The organism is Nostoc sp., assembly GCF_036917555.1.
Classification (GTDB): Bacteria; Cyanobacteriota; Cyanobacteriia; order Cyanobacteriales; family Nostocaceae; genus Nostoc.
In genome coordinates this window covers 441,157-457,112 of record NZ_JBALDD010000023.1, presented here as the reverse complement: position 1 = coordinate 457,112, position 15,956 = coordinate 441,157, and the positions used below count along the sequence as shown (strand labels likewise).

At 42.4% G+C, this 15,956-nt stretch carries 11 protein-coding genes; 4 read left to right on the top strand and 7 right to left on the bottom strand.

Annotation, left to right across the window (positions count from 1 at the left end):
* Position 1 precedes the first annotated feature (1 nt).
* The 3 genes from V7K60_RS10700 to tyrS are packed head-to-tail and all read right to left on the bottom strand — an operon-like array spanning position 2 to position 2,622.
* Positions 2 to 682, bottom strand: a complete 681-nt coding sequence (locus tag V7K60_RS10700; RefSeq protein WP_334925292.1) for a hypothetical protein — start codon at positions 680 to 682, stop codon at positions 2 to 4.
* The gene (pyrF, locus tag V7K60_RS10695; RefSeq protein ID WP_334925290.1) at positions 679 to 1,410 is read right to left on the bottom strand and encodes an orotidine-5'-phosphate decarboxylase; all 732 of its coding nucleotides are present in this window, start codon (positions 1,408 to 1,410) and stop codon (positions 679 to 681) included. The genes V7K60_RS10700 and pyrF overlap by 4 nt, the downstream gene beginning before the upstream one ends.
* Positions 1,411 to 1,431: 21 nt before the next feature.
* Entirely contained in the window at positions 1,432 to 2,622 is a 1,191-nt protein-coding gene (gene tyrS, locus V7K60_RS10690; RefSeq protein WP_334925530.1) for a tyrosine--tRNA ligase, read from the bottom strand.
* Positions 2,623 to 2,795: 173 nt separating this feature from the next.
* Here tyrS and V7K60_RS10685 point away from each other — a divergent pair, with 173 nt between their 5' ends.
* The gene (locus V7K60_RS10685) at positions 2,796 to 4,721 is read left to right on the top strand and encodes a transglycosylase domain-containing protein (protein ID WP_334925289.1); all 1,926 of its coding nucleotides are present in this window, start codon (positions 2,796 to 2,798) and stop codon (positions 4,719 to 4,721) included.
* Positions 4,722 to 4,789: 68 nt separating this feature from the next.
* Here V7K60_RS10685 and V7K60_RS10680 read toward each other — a convergent pair whose 3' ends face one another.
* Both V7K60_RS10680 and V7K60_RS10675 read right to left on the bottom strand, forming a co-directional pair.
* The gene (locus tag V7K60_RS10680) at positions 4,790 to 5,113 is read right to left on the bottom strand and encodes a DUF1825 family protein (protein ID WP_292762021.1); all 324 of its coding nucleotides are present in this window, start codon (positions 5,111 to 5,113) and stop codon (positions 4,790 to 4,792) included.
* A gap of 126 nt (positions 5,114 to 5,239) precedes the next feature.
* Positions 5,240 to 6,172, bottom strand: a complete 933-nt coding sequence (locus V7K60_RS10675) for a J domain-containing protein (RefSeq protein WP_334925287.1) — start codon at positions 6,170 to 6,172, stop codon at positions 5,240 to 5,242.
* A gap of 219 nt (positions 6,173 to 6,391) precedes the next feature.
* Here V7K60_RS10675 and V7K60_RS10670 point away from each other — a divergent pair, with 219 nt between their 5' ends.
* Both V7K60_RS10670 and V7K60_RS10665 read left to right on the top strand, forming a co-directional pair.
* Positions 6,392 to 6,766, top strand: coding sequence for an NINE protein (locus V7K60_RS10670; RefSeq protein WP_334925285.1), 375 nt, complete (start codon positions 6,392 to 6,394; stop codon positions 6,764 to 6,766).
* Between the two features lie 14 nt (positions 6,767 to 6,780).
* Positions 6,781 to 7,314, top strand: a complete 534-nt coding sequence (locus V7K60_RS10665; protein WP_334925283.1) for a ComEA family DNA-binding protein — start codon at positions 6,781 to 6,783, stop codon at positions 7,312 to 7,314.
* Between the two features lie 79 nt (positions 7,315 to 7,393).
* Here the strand turns inward: V7K60_RS10665 and lepB are convergent, their stop codons facing one another.
* On the bottom strand, positions 7,394 to 7,966 hold the full coding sequence (lepB, locus tag V7K60_RS10660) for a signal peptidase I (protein ID WP_334925281.1): 573 nt from the start codon (positions 7,964 to 7,966) through the stop codon (positions 7,394 to 7,396).
* 1,617 nt (positions 7,967 to 9,583) lie between these two features.
* Here lepB and V7K60_RS10655 point away from each other — a divergent pair.
* Entirely contained in the window at positions 9,584 to 10,492 is a 909-nt protein-coding gene (locus V7K60_RS10655) for a polysaccharide deacetylase family protein (RefSeq protein WP_334925279.1), read from the top strand.
* Positions 10,493 to 10,782: 290 nt separating this feature from the next.
* On the opposite strand, the gene gltB is transcribed toward V7K60_RS10655, so the two are convergent.
* Positions 10,783 to 15,591: a glutamate synthase large subunit gene (gene gltB, locus V7K60_RS10650; RefSeq protein WP_334925277.1), complete on the bottom strand. Its 4,809-nt coding sequence runs from the start codon at positions 15,589 to 15,591 to the stop codon at positions 10,783 to 10,785.
* Between the last annotated feature and the right edge of the window lie 365 nt (positions 15,592 to 15,956).

The following is a 15,956-nucleotide window of genomic DNA, read 5'->3' as shown; positions in this document are numbered from 1 at the left end:
TTTATTGACGTAAACTTCCAGCTTCACAATCGCGCAACCAAGCTTTAACCCCTTGGGCAACAGTACCGTTACTACTATCGCGTGGTGGAGATAGTGGTTGCTGTTTTGAATAGGAACCAGCTTGAGAAAACATCATCACTAGTTGCCAACCACTTTTAGTTTTAGTCAATAACAGCCAGTGAAATTCTTGCAATTCTACAACTTTCTTACCTATATATTGCCGCTCCAAGGTAGTAAAGAAAACTTGCTCAATTCGTGATGCAGCACTTTTAGACGCATCTGCACTATATTCTTCAAGGTTAAGGGGCAGAGGAGTAAACTCAGGTCTTCCTGCCACTAACATATAACTGTAAACCTGACTGCTTCTACTGAGGCGGCGGGCGCGTTGACTAGCGCGATTGGTATAACTAGGTAATTTTTGCAGTAGCTGTATAGTTAATGTTTCTAAATTTTGCTCAGAACACAAAGACCTCGCATCACTGTTGACATTTTCCTTTTCTGCTAGCGCCGAGGGTTTAGGGGTGGGGTTCATCGAGAAGGCTGGGTAAGCAAAGCTATTTGAAACTACAACCCAGAAGCCACAAGCAAACAGGAAACTATAATTTTTCTGACTGAGCGAAGAGACAAGATTGTTCTCCCCTACACCTTGCACTCTGAGTTTCTCACTGACTCTTAGCTTCATGCCACCGTGATTAACTCCTCAGAAATCCTCTTCCAAGCAAACTCAGGCTCAGTAGCAGCGGTGATGGGACGACCAATCACTAGATAATCTGCACCGGCTTTAATGGCTTGTGCTGGAGTGAGCGATCGCTTTTGATCGCCAATATCAGCCCAAGTTGGTCTAACCCCTGGACAAATTAGCAAAAAGTCATTTCCACAAGTTTGTCGTAGGTGTGCCACCTCTTGAGGCGAACAAACTACCCCATCCAAACCAGATTCTTGAGCCAGCAGGGCCATTTCTAGAGCATATTCTGGCAATTCTAGAGGTATTTTTAAATCAAATGTCAACTGCCGAGCAGAAATGCTCGTCAGCAGAGTAATAGCAATTAACTTTGGTGGTTGTACACCTGCTTTTGCAGCCCCTTCCTGTGCCGCCTCAGTTGCGGCTTTCAGGGCATCTCTACCAGCAGTAGCATGAATTGTCAGTAAATCCACTCCATATCTAGCTGCACTCCGGCAAGCACCAGCAACAGTATTGGGGATATCATCAAACTTTAAATCCAAGAAAATGCGCTTTTGCCGAGACTTTAATACTTCCAGAATTTTCGGGCCGGTGCTAGTAAACAACTCTAAACCGACTTTCCAGAAACTAACTTGCGGTAGCCGATTTATAAGAGCGATCGCACTTTGCTCATCCGGCACATCCAAAGCCACAATAACTCGTTGTTCTACCTGTTGACTATTCCCCATTCCCTACTCCCCACTCCCCATTTAAGGCACTAAGCGCACAAACTTATTTTTTCCAACTTGTAAAACTTTACCTTGTAATTCACTAGGAGCATCGAAAGTGGTATCAGCATCGGTGATGCGATCACCATCTAGGCGCACGCCACCCTCTTGAATTTTCCGCTTTCCTTCCCCAGTGCTTTTGCACAAGCCAGTGACATTGAGAATATACGCTAACTTAGTAGGAAATTGCTGCACGCCAGCTAGAGAGAATTCTGGAACTGCACCTTCCTTACCACCGCTTTGGGCTGCTTCTTTCGCCTCTTGAGCTGCGGTTTCGCCATGATACTGTTTAACAACTTCCCATGCTAAGAGTGTTTGGCGATCGCGGGGGTTTTCTGGCAGTTGATCTAAAGGTAAATCCGTCAACAGTTCAAAATACTGTTCTAGGAGATTATCGGGAACTCCTTGCAACTTTTGATACTTTTGTCCTGGGTGTTCTGACAATCCGATATAATTACCTAAAGATTTAGACATTTTTTGCACGCCATCCGTGCCAATCAAAATTGGCAGCAGCATACCAAATTGGGGCTTTTGACCAAAATGGCGCTGCAAATCTCTACCTACAGCAATATTAAATTTCTGATCGGTGCCACCTAATTCCACATCTGCCTCAACTGCAACCGAATCAAAACCTTGCATTAACGGGTACAGGAACTCATGGATAAAAATCGGATTCTCTTTTTTATAGCGATCGGCAAATCCTTCCTTCGCTAACATTTGTCCCACCGTCATCGTGGAGAGTAACTCCAAAATTTTCTCTAAGTTTAAACCAGAGAGCCATTCGGAGTTATAGCGCACCTCTAACCTTCCTGGTGTGTCAAAATCCAAGATAGGACGTACTTGATCTAAATAAGTCTGAGCATTTTTAGCTACATCTGCTTCTGTAAGCTGACGACGCACTTCAGATTTACCAGTTGGATCGCCAATACGTGCTGTAAAATCGCCAATAATTAAAACTGCTGTATGACCTGCATCTTGAAATCCTCGCAGTTTTCGTACTGGTATGCTATGACCAAGATGAATATCAGTACCTGTCGGGTCAATCCCGAATTTGACCCTTAAAGGTTGGTCTGTAGTTAGTAAGAGCCTTTCTAGACTTTCGCTGTTAACATCAACTGATTGTGGGAAAACTTCTACTACACCACGACGCAACCAAGCAAAATCTTGTGTCATTCCAAGAGATTCATTATTAGCTATGTTTTGCACACTAGAAGTTAAGTTGGTTATATTCACTGGCAATTTATCCACTTTCTCATCTGCCAAACTACTATAATTGCAAAAAACTAACCGCCTTGCTTCACCCAATCAATTACAGTTAAATTTACAAGTGAGGAAGTGAAATAGCCGTGTCGTCGTCTAGGACTTTTGAAGATAAACAGCCACAGCATCGGGCTTCATCAGGTTTTGAGTTTTTGAAAGGAGTCGGTCAGGTAACTGGCGGTACTCTCCTCTCAATCACCATGCTGGCAAGTTCCATTGTAGCCGGAGGACTGGTTGGTTTAGCCATCAGTTTCCGTAATTTGCCAGATGTGAGACAGCTACGTAACTTCTTTCCCTCAGAAACGACTTACATTTATGACGTTAAGGGCAAACTCTTAACGAGTATTCACGGGGAAGCCAACCGGGAAGTCGTACCTCTAGATAGAATTTCCCCGAATTTAAAACGGGCAGTGTTGGCAAGTGAAGATAGCCACTTCTACGATCACCACGGTATCAACCCCGTCGGCGTTGGGCGTGCTGTAGTAGTTAACGCAGCAGCAGGCGGAGTCAAAGAGGGTGGCTCTACTGTCACCATGCAATTGGTAAAAAACTTATTTTTGTCTCGCAAGCGTGCTTTTACCCGCAAGTTAGCAGAGGCTGTGCTAGCAATCCGGTTAGAGCAAATTCTCACTAAAGACCAAATTTTAGAAATGTACCTCAATCAAGTTTATTGGGGTCATAACAATTATGGTGTACAAACGGCGGCCCGCAGTTACTTTAATAAGTCATCAGAATATTTAAGCTTGGGTGAGTCAGCAATGATGGCGGGTTTGATCCAAGCACCTGAAGAATTCAGCCCATTTGTGAGCATGGAGAAGGCAAAACAGAAACAAAAAGAAGTGCTGGGACGGATGCGGGACTTGAACTGGATTAACCAGTCAGAATACGATAATGCCCTCAAGCAAGAAATCAAACTTGGGAGAATTAAATCCTTTCAAGGTAGCGCTTTACCCTATGTAACCAATACCGTAGCGCAGGAGTTGGCTAAAAAGTTTGGGCGTGAGACACTACTCAAAGGCGGGATGCGGGTGCAAACTACAGTTGATGCCAACTTCCAAATTATGGCTGAGGAAACTGTCGTTAAGTGGCATAAAACACTTCTGGGGCAAGGATTATCTAAGAATCAAATGGCTTTAGTAGCAATTGATCCGCGCACACATTTTATCAAAGCACTGGTGGGTGGTATAGATCCTAAGACCAGTGAATTCAATCGTGCAACTCAATCTCAGCGCCAGCCTGGATCTTCTTTTAAACCGTTTGTATACTACACTGCTTTTGCTACTGGTAAATATGGGCCAGACTCAACGGTGGTAGATGCTCCAGTCAGCTATCGAGATGGTAACGGTTGGTACTTTCCCAGAAATTATGATGGCGGTTTTAGGGGAGCGATGCCAATCCGCACAGCTTTAGCCCAATCGCGCAACATTCCGGTGATCAAGATTGGTAAGGCTGTGGGGATGAATAGAGTCATCGAAACCTGCCGGACATTGGGCATTATGAGTCCAATGGAACCTGTGACTTCCTTGCCACTTGGGGCAATTGGTGTTACTCCTCTGGAAATGGTTAGTGCATACGCTACCTTTGCTAATTATGGCTGGCAATCTCCACCAACTGTAATTGCCCGTGTTACCGATAGTAGTGGTAACGTGTTGCTAGATAACACGCCTAAACCGCAGCTAGTTCTCGATCCTTGGGCATCAGCAGCAATTCTAGATGTGATGCGATCGGTAATCACTGAAGGTACAGGTAAAGGTGCTGCTCTCGGTCGCCCAGCCGCAGGAAAAACGGGAACAACATCATCAGAAAAAGATATTTGGTTTGTTGGTACTGTGCCACAGTTGACAACTGCTGTCTGGGTAGGGAGAGATGACAACAAACAATTAGCTGACCATGCCACAGGTGGTGTCATGGTTGCTCCCATTTGGAAAGATTTTATGGAGAAGGCACTTAAGAACGTACCCGTAGAAAACTTCAAACCACCTTCCCAGTTTTCTCGTCCCAAGTCAAATTAAAGTTAGGAGTAATAAGTTATGAGTTATGAGTTTATTGAGAACTCCTAACTCCCAACTCCTAACTTTTGTTAGGGCTGTTTTTCTAGCTCGGCTTTCATCCGTTCTAAAGTGAGGTGCATTTGGTCAAACATTTGTTGCGGAGTGACACCGAACTGACCTAATTGCGTTTTCAGTTGTTCTACTGTCATTTGTGCCATGAAATCTTCTGATAGCTCGAAGCGCTTCATAAAAATGCGGTATCGATCCATCATGGTTTCCATTTGCTCAATAAACAGCTTTTTGCCATCGCGGTCAAATTTGCCGTAGCCATTGCCAAGCTTGATCAGCGCTTGATAATCCTCAAACAGCTGTTTTGCTTCTTGCTGAACTATTTCAGAATCGAAGAATCCCATATTGCTTATATTAAACTGAGCGTCCAGACTCAGTAGCTTAATAGTTTTACTTCTATTTATTATTTTAGTCTAGGGGAGTAATCTAGTCACGAAGCTTCGGTTTTAGTACGGTTTGTTACCGAAATTTCAACACTTGACTTGAGAACGTTTCCCCTTGGTAAATCGACTTAATAAAGCCGCAATACTTAAAGCTTTAGCCATTGATTTAGGATTGGTGTTTTCACCCGGTTCAATTTTCAGTCTGGTAGCGTATTTCTGAGCTAGTAAATCTTGTGGGTTAAGTTTTAATGCTTGACGGATGTAAACCCTGGCCATCCCGATAAATTTCTGTTTGAGATGTACTAAACCTAATAAGGCATAATAGTCGCTATTATTTGGCTCTAACTTGATGGCATCGCGCAGTTCTTGCACGGCTAGGGGCCAATTGGCTAACCTGACGTACTCAATAGCTCGCTGGTAGTGACGTTGAGCGTAGTTTGTCAAAACTGGTTTGACATTAGTTTTTTCATTTAATGTCAATTCAACTGGCTTGACTTCTACTTCAGGGATGATCCGAACAGCTTTTTGCGGTAGAAACAAGTCAGGTTTATGCAACTGTAAGTAAACTAAATTCAGTATGCTAATTTGTTGTGTAATTTGATAGATATGATGGAGTGATTTGTATTGAGCTTCTGCATAGGAGGCGATCGCTTCTTCATAAAACAATTCTGCTTGGGGTGCAGACATTTCTATAATTTCCTTAGCTATGGCACTTTGCCCACACAAAGCTTGCTGCTGTAATACTCTTGCGTCCGATCGCAGCATGGCTATAGCAATCAAACGCTTGTGTCGATTTTTGAGTTGTTTGTAAGCTGGATTGATTAAATAGCTCAGTATTGCCGTTGCTAATTCTTGGTCTGGATTGCAGCTTTTAGCATAGCGATCGGGATGTAGCAGTTTCGCTAAAGTGTGATAGCGTTTAAAAATCTGGCGATCTTCAGCACTCACAGAAATTCCTAGCACAGCGTAAGGATCGCAAAGCTGTTTAAACCATTCTGGCGGTAGGAAAGTCTGTGACATCGTAGTAGTCTAGATCTGTTAAAAACTTAAAATTAACATCAAAGCTCAATGCACAGTCATGTGAAAGTTACTCAAATTTCTTCAAATTGGGGAAGGTGGGGTCCCCTCTGGGGATAAGGGGTAATGGGGATTGGGAAGATTTAGTTAGGGATGAATTGTTTCTGTGCCTTTTGACTGTCTTATTGTAGAAACTATGGTGTTGGTAGATTTATTAGAAATATGTTCACTAAGCGCAAAAGCCGAAGTATCGCTGCTGTTCTAGCTTTTTCTGGTACGTTGACAATTTCAGGATGGCATAAATTTTATCTAGGACAGCCGATGTGGGGTATTTTATATTTTTTGCTTTCCTGGACGCCTATACCCAAGGTAGCTAGTGCGATTGAGGGAGTTTGGTATTTAGCCCAAGATGAAGAAGCTTTCGATCGTAACTTTAATCTAGGGAAGTCAGCCCCAAAGAATTTACATCAGGTGAGTAATCAGGTAGGAGCGATCGCTGACGCAATGCGGGAATTAGATGCTCTGCGCCAGGATGGACTGATTTCAGAGTATGAATTTGAACAAAAGCGCCGCCAATTGCTAGACCAGATTTCTTGAGGTAAGCGACAATCATGAATAATTGGCTACCTTTAAATTCCAGACTGCAAAAACTCCGCGCCAAGCTCCTCAACGATCCTTACTATCGCCTACAATCTGGAGAAGAAATTCAGATAGCTGCCCAATTAGGTATCCGCATTGATGCTAATCAAGCCACTGTAGATGATTGGTTACGCCTACCAGGTTTGTCAATTCACCAAGCGCGATCACTTGTGGAACTTTCACATTCAAGTGTGAAATTTTACTGTATTGAAGATATCGCTGCGGCTTTGGGTATACCAGCGCCGCGCCTGGAGCCATTAAAGCCTTTGCTGAATTTTGTTTACTATGACCACGAATCTTTAGAAAATCCGACGCATTTGGTTAACCCAAACACAGCAACAGTTGAAAAGTTAGCACAAATTCCATTTATAGATTTGTCTCTGGCACAAGCAGTGGTGCAAAATCGGCAATCAGCAGGGCCTTACCGTAACCTGGCTGATTTCCAACGGCGGTTAGAGTTAACTGGTGATGCGATCGCCCAGATAATGTATTATTTGAGGTTTTAAGTTAAAAGTTAGAAGTCTTAAAATAACTCCTAACTCTGGCAATTTTGGATTGAAAGAAAAATCCAAAATCTAAAACTGATTAAATGAACCCAATGCGATCAAGAGGCCAAAAGCGAAATGTTGCCCGACCGATGACATTTTTTCTGGGTAAAAAGCCCCAATAGCGAGAATCATTACTATCGTTGCGATTATCTCCCATAACAAAAAATTCGTCTTCTGGGACTTTTACTGGTCGATATGGCTGATTTGGAGGTTCAGCGATGTAGTCTTCTGCCAAGGGTTGACCGTTAAGGTAGACTTTGCCAGAAGCAACACTAATTACCTCACCCGGCTGGCCAATAACTCGCTTGATAAACGCTTGGTCTTTGGGATATCCTCGACGTTGTAGTTCTGCGGGTGGCTGAAAAACAATAATATCCCCAGTTATGGGAGGGTGAAAATGGTAGGAGATTTTTTCAACTACCAAGCGATCGCCTGTATGTAAGGTAGGCAACATTGAATCAGAAGGTATATAGCGCGGTTCGGCAATAAAAGTCCTAATTAAGAATGCCAAACACAGTGCGATCGCAATTAAAATCAGATTTTCTTGCCAACTACGCCATACTTTTAACGACGCACGCTCTTCTTTTGCATCACTTTCGTGAGGAATCATAAAAGTTTCTAGCCAGTTTTAGAAGTGAGACAAATACCTTGATTATTTTGACTCAAAAGGTATATTAATAGGAAAACAGGGTTTAGAGTCAACCTATACAGACATTAAATAATACACTTATCCATTTGCCAAAGATAAGCAGAAGTACTGTAAATAAACTATGACTTGTCTAAGGTAATATAAGCTAATAATTAGGATTGCTAAATAGATAATTAAAAATAAAAATTCTAATTGCTGTAATTATAAGGCAAGTTATGAGATAATTGTAAGCTTTGTTTCTTCCGGCAAAAGAAGCTAGTTACAGATTGCTAGAGCAATACAACCAGTAGGTTTTTTCTTTAAACAGAAAATTGGTCGTAGAGTTGCAAAATAGTCTACCCCATGTTTGACAGTATCTACCTCACTTTACTGAAAAAAGGCAGATCGCGCAGCGTGTCGTAGACAGGGTAGTTTTGCTGGAGGTTGAGTTGCAAGAAAATATATTTTTGTCTGTATTATTAAGTGATATTACATAAAATTAGTCAAAATGTAAATGTATTTTTAAATGCATAAATTTGGTTAAATAAGTGTTTTTAGTAAAAAATACTACTTTTCAATATTAAATATAGACTTTGATGCTTTAATGGATAGATGTCAGACTATTGTAATTTTAATCACTTGCCTATGGATACGAAATCAATTTCCGTAATTACACGGTGACAGTGCATATTAAACTGTACTATTAATTAAGATATAAACATACTTAATTATCGAGAAAAACATTCACAGACAGAAAGCTAGTAGCAATTTCGGCTAAAATATCAGCATCCGAAAGAGAAGTAAGCTGCTGATAGAATTATTTTTGCTGAATGAGTTAAAGGTGACTAGATTTAAAGAATAAATGCCCCTTGGCAATGAGAAACTATATTGAATCAATTTTCGTCTAGTCTATTTCATAGAAAGTACAAGGTAACATTCTATCAGTTGAAAATTTAACTTTTTCTTAAAAAGGAAACAATGGCAACAGGCAGTAAAATATATTTTATCAAGAATAGAACTAATAGTTTACCAGACTCTTTTTTTAAAGATAACCCGCCCTTGTAAGTAGTTTTATATGTTAATCAAACAATTCACTTAAGTTGTAAATTATACAGTTTTACTGTCAGAAAGTCTGGCTAAAAAAACTTCAGTCTGCTAAAAGTGCAAATTGTCGGTATGACATTATTTGAAAATCTATAAAACTTGAAAGGATAATGCTGCCTTAGCGGTGAACTGAAAAACAGCAACTAATTCATAACTCCTATTTAAGAGGATTTTGGGGTGTGGTTAATTATCTGATTGTGTTCCTCTCCTTCTTAGAGCTAGCAGTAAGAATGTGGAAGCGCAAAGCTTACCTTTTATGACTGGGTTGAAATTAAACAGTAGCAAGTATTGTATATTCAACCCTGTCCAAATCTAGAGCATATAGATTTCAGTTAAAACAATATAATCTGTCTTATCAATTCTGAATTCTCGTTAGTACCAATTCCAATTTTCATGATTACCAGAAAGCAACTGGTGTCTAAATATCTCATAAAAATGTGCTATAACGTACCGTCATAACTGTGGTGATGGTTCGATCTTTGAAGGAGCTATGAGGTGGAAAACAATAAGTCGTTTCTGTGGCCAGAAGGAATATTAATTGCGCTACTTGCTTTAGGTGGTGTTTTCAGTCTTGCTTTTATGATGCTTTTAAGGCCAAATGCTTCGGAGGTTCAAAGTAGACCAAGTATAAATGTCAAGGATGTATCTGCAAACGTAGGAACTCAGCAGCGCATTGAGAAATTAAAGGCGGCGATGCTTACAAGTTGGCAGCAAGAAGCACAAACAAAGGGTTTAGCCTACCCCATACCATCACGTTTTCAAGGGGAAATCATTAAAGCTGCAAAACTTACTCAGGGTGAAAAAGTGATTGCTCTTACCTTTGATGATGGTCCTTGGCCTCAGACTACAGAGCAAGTGCTAAGTATTCTGAAATCAAATAATATCAAAGGGACGTTTTTTGTAGTCGGGCAGAACCTAAAAAATTATCCAGAGTTAGGAAAGCAAATTGTCGCTCAAGGTCACGTCATTGCCAACCATACTTGGCATCACTGGTATCACTTCTTTAATCAACAAGCAGCTGCTTTTGAAATTGAGCGCACAACAGACTTAATTTATCAAGTTACAGGTGTTAAAACAAATTTGTTCCGACCGCCTGGTGGCATCCTACACAATGGATTAGCTGGTTATGCTAAAGGACAAAAGTATGCTGTGGTGATGTGGTCGGCTGACTCCACAGACTACAAGTTACCAGCTGTACCAAAGTTGATCAATAACGTGATTAAAGATTCTAAACCTGGTGGGATTGTGCTAATGCATGATGGTGGTGGTAATCGTTCTAGAACTGTGCAAGCTTTACCAGAAATTATTAGCAACTTTAAAAAGCAAGGCTATCGCTTTGTAACTATTCCAGAACTTTTAGAAATTGAAGATACAGATCAAAAGTTGCTTGCTAACAAAAAGTAATAATTATTAACTATAGGTAATTAGTCAATAGTAATTGGCTAAATACTAAAATTATCTTTTTTGGTTAACATGGTTGTTTTTGCATTTGGTTGGAGAGTGATAATTAAGGGCACTCTAGCAGTGAACCATAAGTTTTTTCTCCAAAGAACGATCGCTTAAATATTGCTCCTGTATTGATATTATTACATGACTATTACGAAAGTTTTTTGGCGCTGAAAACCTTGTTTTATTAAAAGGCAGGCCAGAAAGCCCGCCTCACAAGATTGGATAATTTATTTGTTGTCAGTCTCTTAATGACTGCTTACTAAACTGAACTCAGTTGTTTTTTCAGGATTGGCTTCTGAACTATCAGCTTCAGAAGGCGGAACTAACTGCCAGAATTTTGGCAAAAATTCTTGCCAGTTTTGCAGAATTTTCTTCGCCTTTGGTGAACCAGTGCGTTCTGCATGAGTTTGGATTAATTCTTGCAGTTGCTTTGCACCTACTTCTGTAATCACCCGCTGAATTTTGACAATTTCTTGGTTGACTAACTCACGAAATGAGTCATCTTCATCCAAGAAGTATGCGAGTCCACCAGTCATTCCAGCGGCTACGTTACGTCCTACTTTGCCGAGGACGACAATCACACCACCTGTCATGTATTCACAGCAGTGATCCCCAGCGCCTTCAATCACTGCAATGCCTTTGGAGTTTCTCACAGCAAAGCGCTCTCCTGCTAGTCCGTTGGCAAATAATATGCCACCAGTAGCACCATAGAGGCAGGTATTGCCAACTATCACGTTTTGTGATGCGTTATAGGTAGCATCAGTTGGAGGTTTGATGATGATTTCACCACCATGCATCCCTTTACCTACATAGTCGTTTGCTTCTCCTTCTAGGCTCAGAATTATGCCTGGGATGTTGAAAGCACCAAAGCTTTGCCCAACACTACCTGTAAAGTTGAGATTAATTTGTCCTTCAAAGCCACTGTCACCGTACTGGGAAGCGATCGCACCCGCTAATCTTGTGCCCACTGTTCTGTCAGTATTGATAATTGGGTAAGTCTTGGTGACAGTAGACTGATTTCTAATAGCAGCCTGAATGTCAGGATCAGCAAGGAACTTGTCATCCAAAACCACGCCGTTGCTGTGAACTTCTTCATGCACCAACCAACTGCGATTGTCTCTGCTATTTGGTAGCTGAAGCAAACAGTCGAGATTCAATGATTGTGTTTTAGTGAGTTTTACCTCTTGGTGCAGTTTTAACAAATCTGCACGTCCAATGATTTCTGACAAAGAACGATAGCCAAGTCGGGCTAACAAACTACGCACTTCTTCGGCAATGAAGTAGAAGAAATTGACAACTTGTTCCGGCATTCCCGTAAACCGCTTGCGGAGTTCTTCTTTTTGAGTAGCAACACCCACAGGACAGGTATTCATGTGGCAAACTCGCGCCATAATACAGCCTTCAGCAATCATGGCAATGGAGCCGAAACCGAATTCTTCACCGCCCATCAATGCACCTATTACCACATCCCAACCACTCTTGAGTCCGCCATCTACGCGTAAAATCACGCGATCGCGCAGGCTATTTTCCATCAAGACGCGATGCACTTCACTTAAACCGAGTTCCCAAGGTGAACCCGCATGTTTAATTGAACTGAGTGGCGATGCACCTGTACCACCATCATGACCAGAAATCTGGATAATATCAGCGTTGGCCTTCGCTACACCCGCGGCGATCGTGCCAATGCCAACTTCTGCAACTAGCTTCACCGATACCTTTGCTTTGGGGTTAATTTGGTGCAGATCAAAAATCAGTTGTGCTAGGTCTTCAATCGAATAAATATCGTGGTGCGGTGGTGGCGATATCAGCGTCACACCTGGCTTGGAGCGCCTCAACATCGCAATGTATTGGCTTACCTTGGGCCCTGGCAGTTGTCCACCTTCCCCAGGCTTTGCACCTTGGGCAATTTTGATTTCAATTTGTTTGGCGTTGACTAGGTACTCTGGGGTGACACCAAAGCGTCCCGATGCAACTTGCTTAATGGCACTATAAGCTCGATCGCCATTCTGCAATCCTTTTAAATGAGGTAGGGTTGGCGAGTAACCAGACTCGTCTACATCATCTAAAACTGTGTAGCGCACTGGGTCTTCGCCGCCTTCTCCAGAATTTGATTTACCACCAATGCGGTTCATGGCGATCGCTAAAGTTTCGTGGGCTTCTCTTGACAAAGCGCCTAAAGACATGCCACCGGTACAGAAGCGTTTGACTATTTCATATACCGATTCCACTTCTTCTAGAGGAACCGACGGGCGATCGCCTTGAAAGTCCAGCAAGTCCCGCAAGGCTGTTACTGGTCTGCCTTGGAGGTGCTTTTTGTAAACTTCGTAGTGGTCGTAGTTTTTGCCATCTAGAGCCTTATGCAGCGCCTTAACCATTTCTGGGCTATTCATGTGGTACTCGCCGTTAGGACGGTATTGCACAAAGCCCAGGTTTTCTAACTTATTAGTCGTCAGTTCTGGGAAAGCCTTGCTGTGGAAGGAAAGTACTTCATCAGCAAGTTCGGTAACACTCAAACCACCGATGCGGGAAGTCGTACCACGAAATCCCAGTTCGATTAAATCTCCACCGATACCAATCGCTTCAAATATTTGGGCTGCTTGATAACTGGAGAGCAAAGAAATTCCCATTTTAGAGAGAATTTTTAGCAAACCTGACTCTACTGCTTTGCGATAGTTTCCTAAAGCTTCTTTTAGGGTGAGGGTGGGAATTTTTTGTACCCCCATTAACTTTTGAGTTTTGGGATCAGACCACCAATCACGCACCGTATCTAAAGCCATGTACGGGCAAACTGCGCCAGCACCATAGCCAATCAGACAAGCAAAGTGATGGGTACTCCAGCATTGAGCAGTATTTACAATCAGGGATGTTTTCATTCGCAGCCCCTCACGAATCAGATGGTGATGTACCGCACCCACTGCTAATAGGGGAGGAATGTAGGTATATTCTGTGTTGATACTGTCATTGACCCGATCCCGATCGTTTAATATTAAAATCTTTGCACCTGCCCGGACTGACTCAGCTGCTTGTGCTTGTAAAGATTGCACAGCCGCTTTCAATCCTTCTGGGCCGCTAGCGATCGCAAATAGGGTTGATAACTCAGCCGTGGCAAATCCTGACAGCTTAATTGCCTCTAATTCTGCATCCGTTAACACTGGTGACTCAAGTTTCAATCTCCGAGCATATTCTGGCTTGGGTTCTAATAAGTTACCCCGTTCACCCAGTTCAACTTTCAAAGACATCACTAGCTTTTCCCGCAGGGGATCGATCGCTGGGTTCGTCACCTGAGCAAAGCGCTGTTTGAAATAGTCATAAAGTAGGTGGGGCTTTTGTGACAGCACCGCTAAGGGAATATCATCACCCATGCAGAAAGTCGGTTCTGAACCTGCGATCGCCATTGGATGAATCACCATTTCCACATCTTCTGTGGTGTAGCCAAAGGCAGTTTGACGCTGAAGTAAGGTTTGCTTATCAATAGTCAATTGTCCTTGGTCATTTGTCAATTGTCCTTTGCCATTGCCATTTGCTAATGACGGATGACTAATGACCCCTTCAGGGTTTGCCAATCGCTCATGGGGGAGACCCCCAGACGCTCGATGACTCGCTAACGCTGCGCTATCGCCCTTGGCGTCTCCCCTTGGGAGAAGACCGCCTTGGCTCACCAATGACTTTAATTCTTGACGGTGCTGTTGCAGCCATTCTCCATAAGGATGCTGCTTGGCGATGCGCCCCTTTATATCCCAATTCTTCAGCACTTCATGATTTTCTAAATCCACGGCGATCATTTGCCCTGGGCCGAGTCTACCTTTCTCGACAATATCGGCTTCTGGGAAGTCCACCACACCAGCTTCGGAAGCCACAACAATGTAATCATCTTTGGTGATCGCGTAACGAGCTGGTCTTAAACCATTACGATCTAGAGTTGCACCAACCTTTTTGCCATCGCTGAATACTAAAAGTGCTGGCCCGTCCCAAGCTTCTTGCAAACCACTGTAATATTCGTAGAAATCAACAATTTCTGGAAATTTATGTAAAGAAGGCTGATTTTGGTAAGCTTCTGGAACCATAATCATTAAGGCTTCCAAGGGACTGCGTCCAGAGCAAACCAGCAATTCCACTACATTGTCTAGGGTAGCTGAGTCGCTGTTATCAATATGAACTAATGGCTTGAGTTCCTCGATGCGATCGTTCCATACAGGATGATTCAGGCTAGCTTCTCGTGCCATCATCCAGTTTATGTTACCCAATAAGGTATTGATTTCGCCGTTGTGACCCAAAAGCCGCATCGGTTGGGCTAGGGGCCACTTCGGCATGGTATTGGTACTAAAACGGCGGTGATAAACAGCAAAGGCGCTTTTGTAAGCTGGATTTTTTAAATCGTCATAAAAGCTGCCCAAGACAGCGGAACGCACCATGCCTTTGTAGACAATTGTGCGACTTGACAACGAACAAATATAAAATTCTTCTGAGATGTTAGTTGCAGCTTTACTAATTCGGCGGCGGGTAATGTACAACTGCCGTTCTAATTCATCACCGCTTTTGTCAACAGAAGCTAACAAAACTTGTTCAATCTGGGGCTGATTTTCTCTTGCTTGTACCCCCAGCAAATCAGATTGCACTGGCACTACTCGCCAACCCAATACAATTAATTTCTCTTCAGCAGCTACTTGCTCAACAGTCACCCTAGCTTTTTGTGCAGCTTGCTGGTCTTGTGGTAGAAATATCATCCCCACAGCTATATGGTCAGTAGATGGAAATTCCTTCTCCCTTTGGGCAAAGTCTTGTTGGAACAACTCCCAAGGGATAGCTGTCAATACTCCAGCACCATCACCAGAGTCGCGATCGGCGCTACAACCTCCCCGGTGTTCTAAACAGGTTAAAGCAGCTAAGGCTTTTTCGACAATTTCGTGGCTGGTATGATTCTGGCGATGAGCAATAAAACCTACACCACAGGCATCTCGTTCCTCTACTAACCACTTTTGCCCCTGATAGGTATCTCTTGAGTTGATGATATCCGCTGTGATTTTCTGGCCTTGATTCATCGGTTTATTATTCATACCCTGTTCCTGAAGTATTGAGTTACCAATTTTGCCACTACATTGTGGGAAAAAATTTCTAAATTCAGCGATGGAAAAATATATAAGCACTGAAATTTAGGGAAAAAATTTTAACTTCGGTTTTACTCGATCAGTTCCCCCGTGTTAAAATGATTGCGTGTTTTTTATGTGTTTATGCGGTGTTATACAAATTACCTCCGCCAAGACATTATTGTTGCCCTGACAGTTTATTTTTTATATTTTGAAGTTAAGTATTTTCTCAATCCCTTTTTCCAGATGCACACTAGCTATTCATAGAGCCTATTTTTTTGGCTCACCTGAAACAAACGAAACTAAACGCTGTACTATGTTCTAAAGCCAAAGTC

Excerpts from the sequence above, each read along its gene's own strand:
- V7K60_RS10700 (WP_334925292.1), bottom strand. The coding sequence starts at position 682 with ATGAAGCTAAGAGTCAGTGAGAAACTCAGAGTGCAAGGTGTAGGGGAG.
- pyrF (WP_334925290.1), bottom strand. The coding sequence starts at position 1,410 with ATGGGGAATAGTCAACAGGTAGAACAACGAGTTATTGTGGCTTTGGAT.
- tyrS (WP_334925530.1), bottom strand. The coding sequence starts at position 2,622 with ATGACACAAGATTTTGCTTGGTTGCGTCGTGGTGTAGTAGAAGTTTTC.
- V7K60_RS10680 (WP_292762021.1), bottom strand. The coding sequence starts at position 5,113 with ATGGGATTCTTCGATTCTGAAATAGTTCAGCAAGAAGCAAAACAGCTG.
- V7K60_RS10675 (WP_334925287.1), bottom strand. The coding sequence starts at position 6,172 with ATGTCACAGACTTTCCTACCGCCAGAATGGTTTAAACAGCTTTGCGAT.
- V7K60_RS10670 (WP_334925285.1), top strand. The coding sequence starts at position 6,392 with ATGTTCACTAAGCGCAAAAGCCGAAGTATCGCTGCTGTTCTAGCTTTT.
- V7K60_RS10665 (WP_334925283.1), top strand. The coding sequence starts at position 6,781 with ATGAATAATTGGCTACCTTTAAATTCCAGACTGCAAAAACTCCGCGCC.
- lepB (WP_334925281.1), bottom strand. The coding sequence starts at position 7,966 with ATGATTCCTCACGAAAGTGATGCAAAAGAAGAGCGTGCGTCGTTAAAA.
- gltB (WP_334925277.1), bottom strand. The coding sequence starts at position 15,591 with ATGAATAATAAACCGATGAATCAAGGCCAGAAAATCACAGCGGATATC.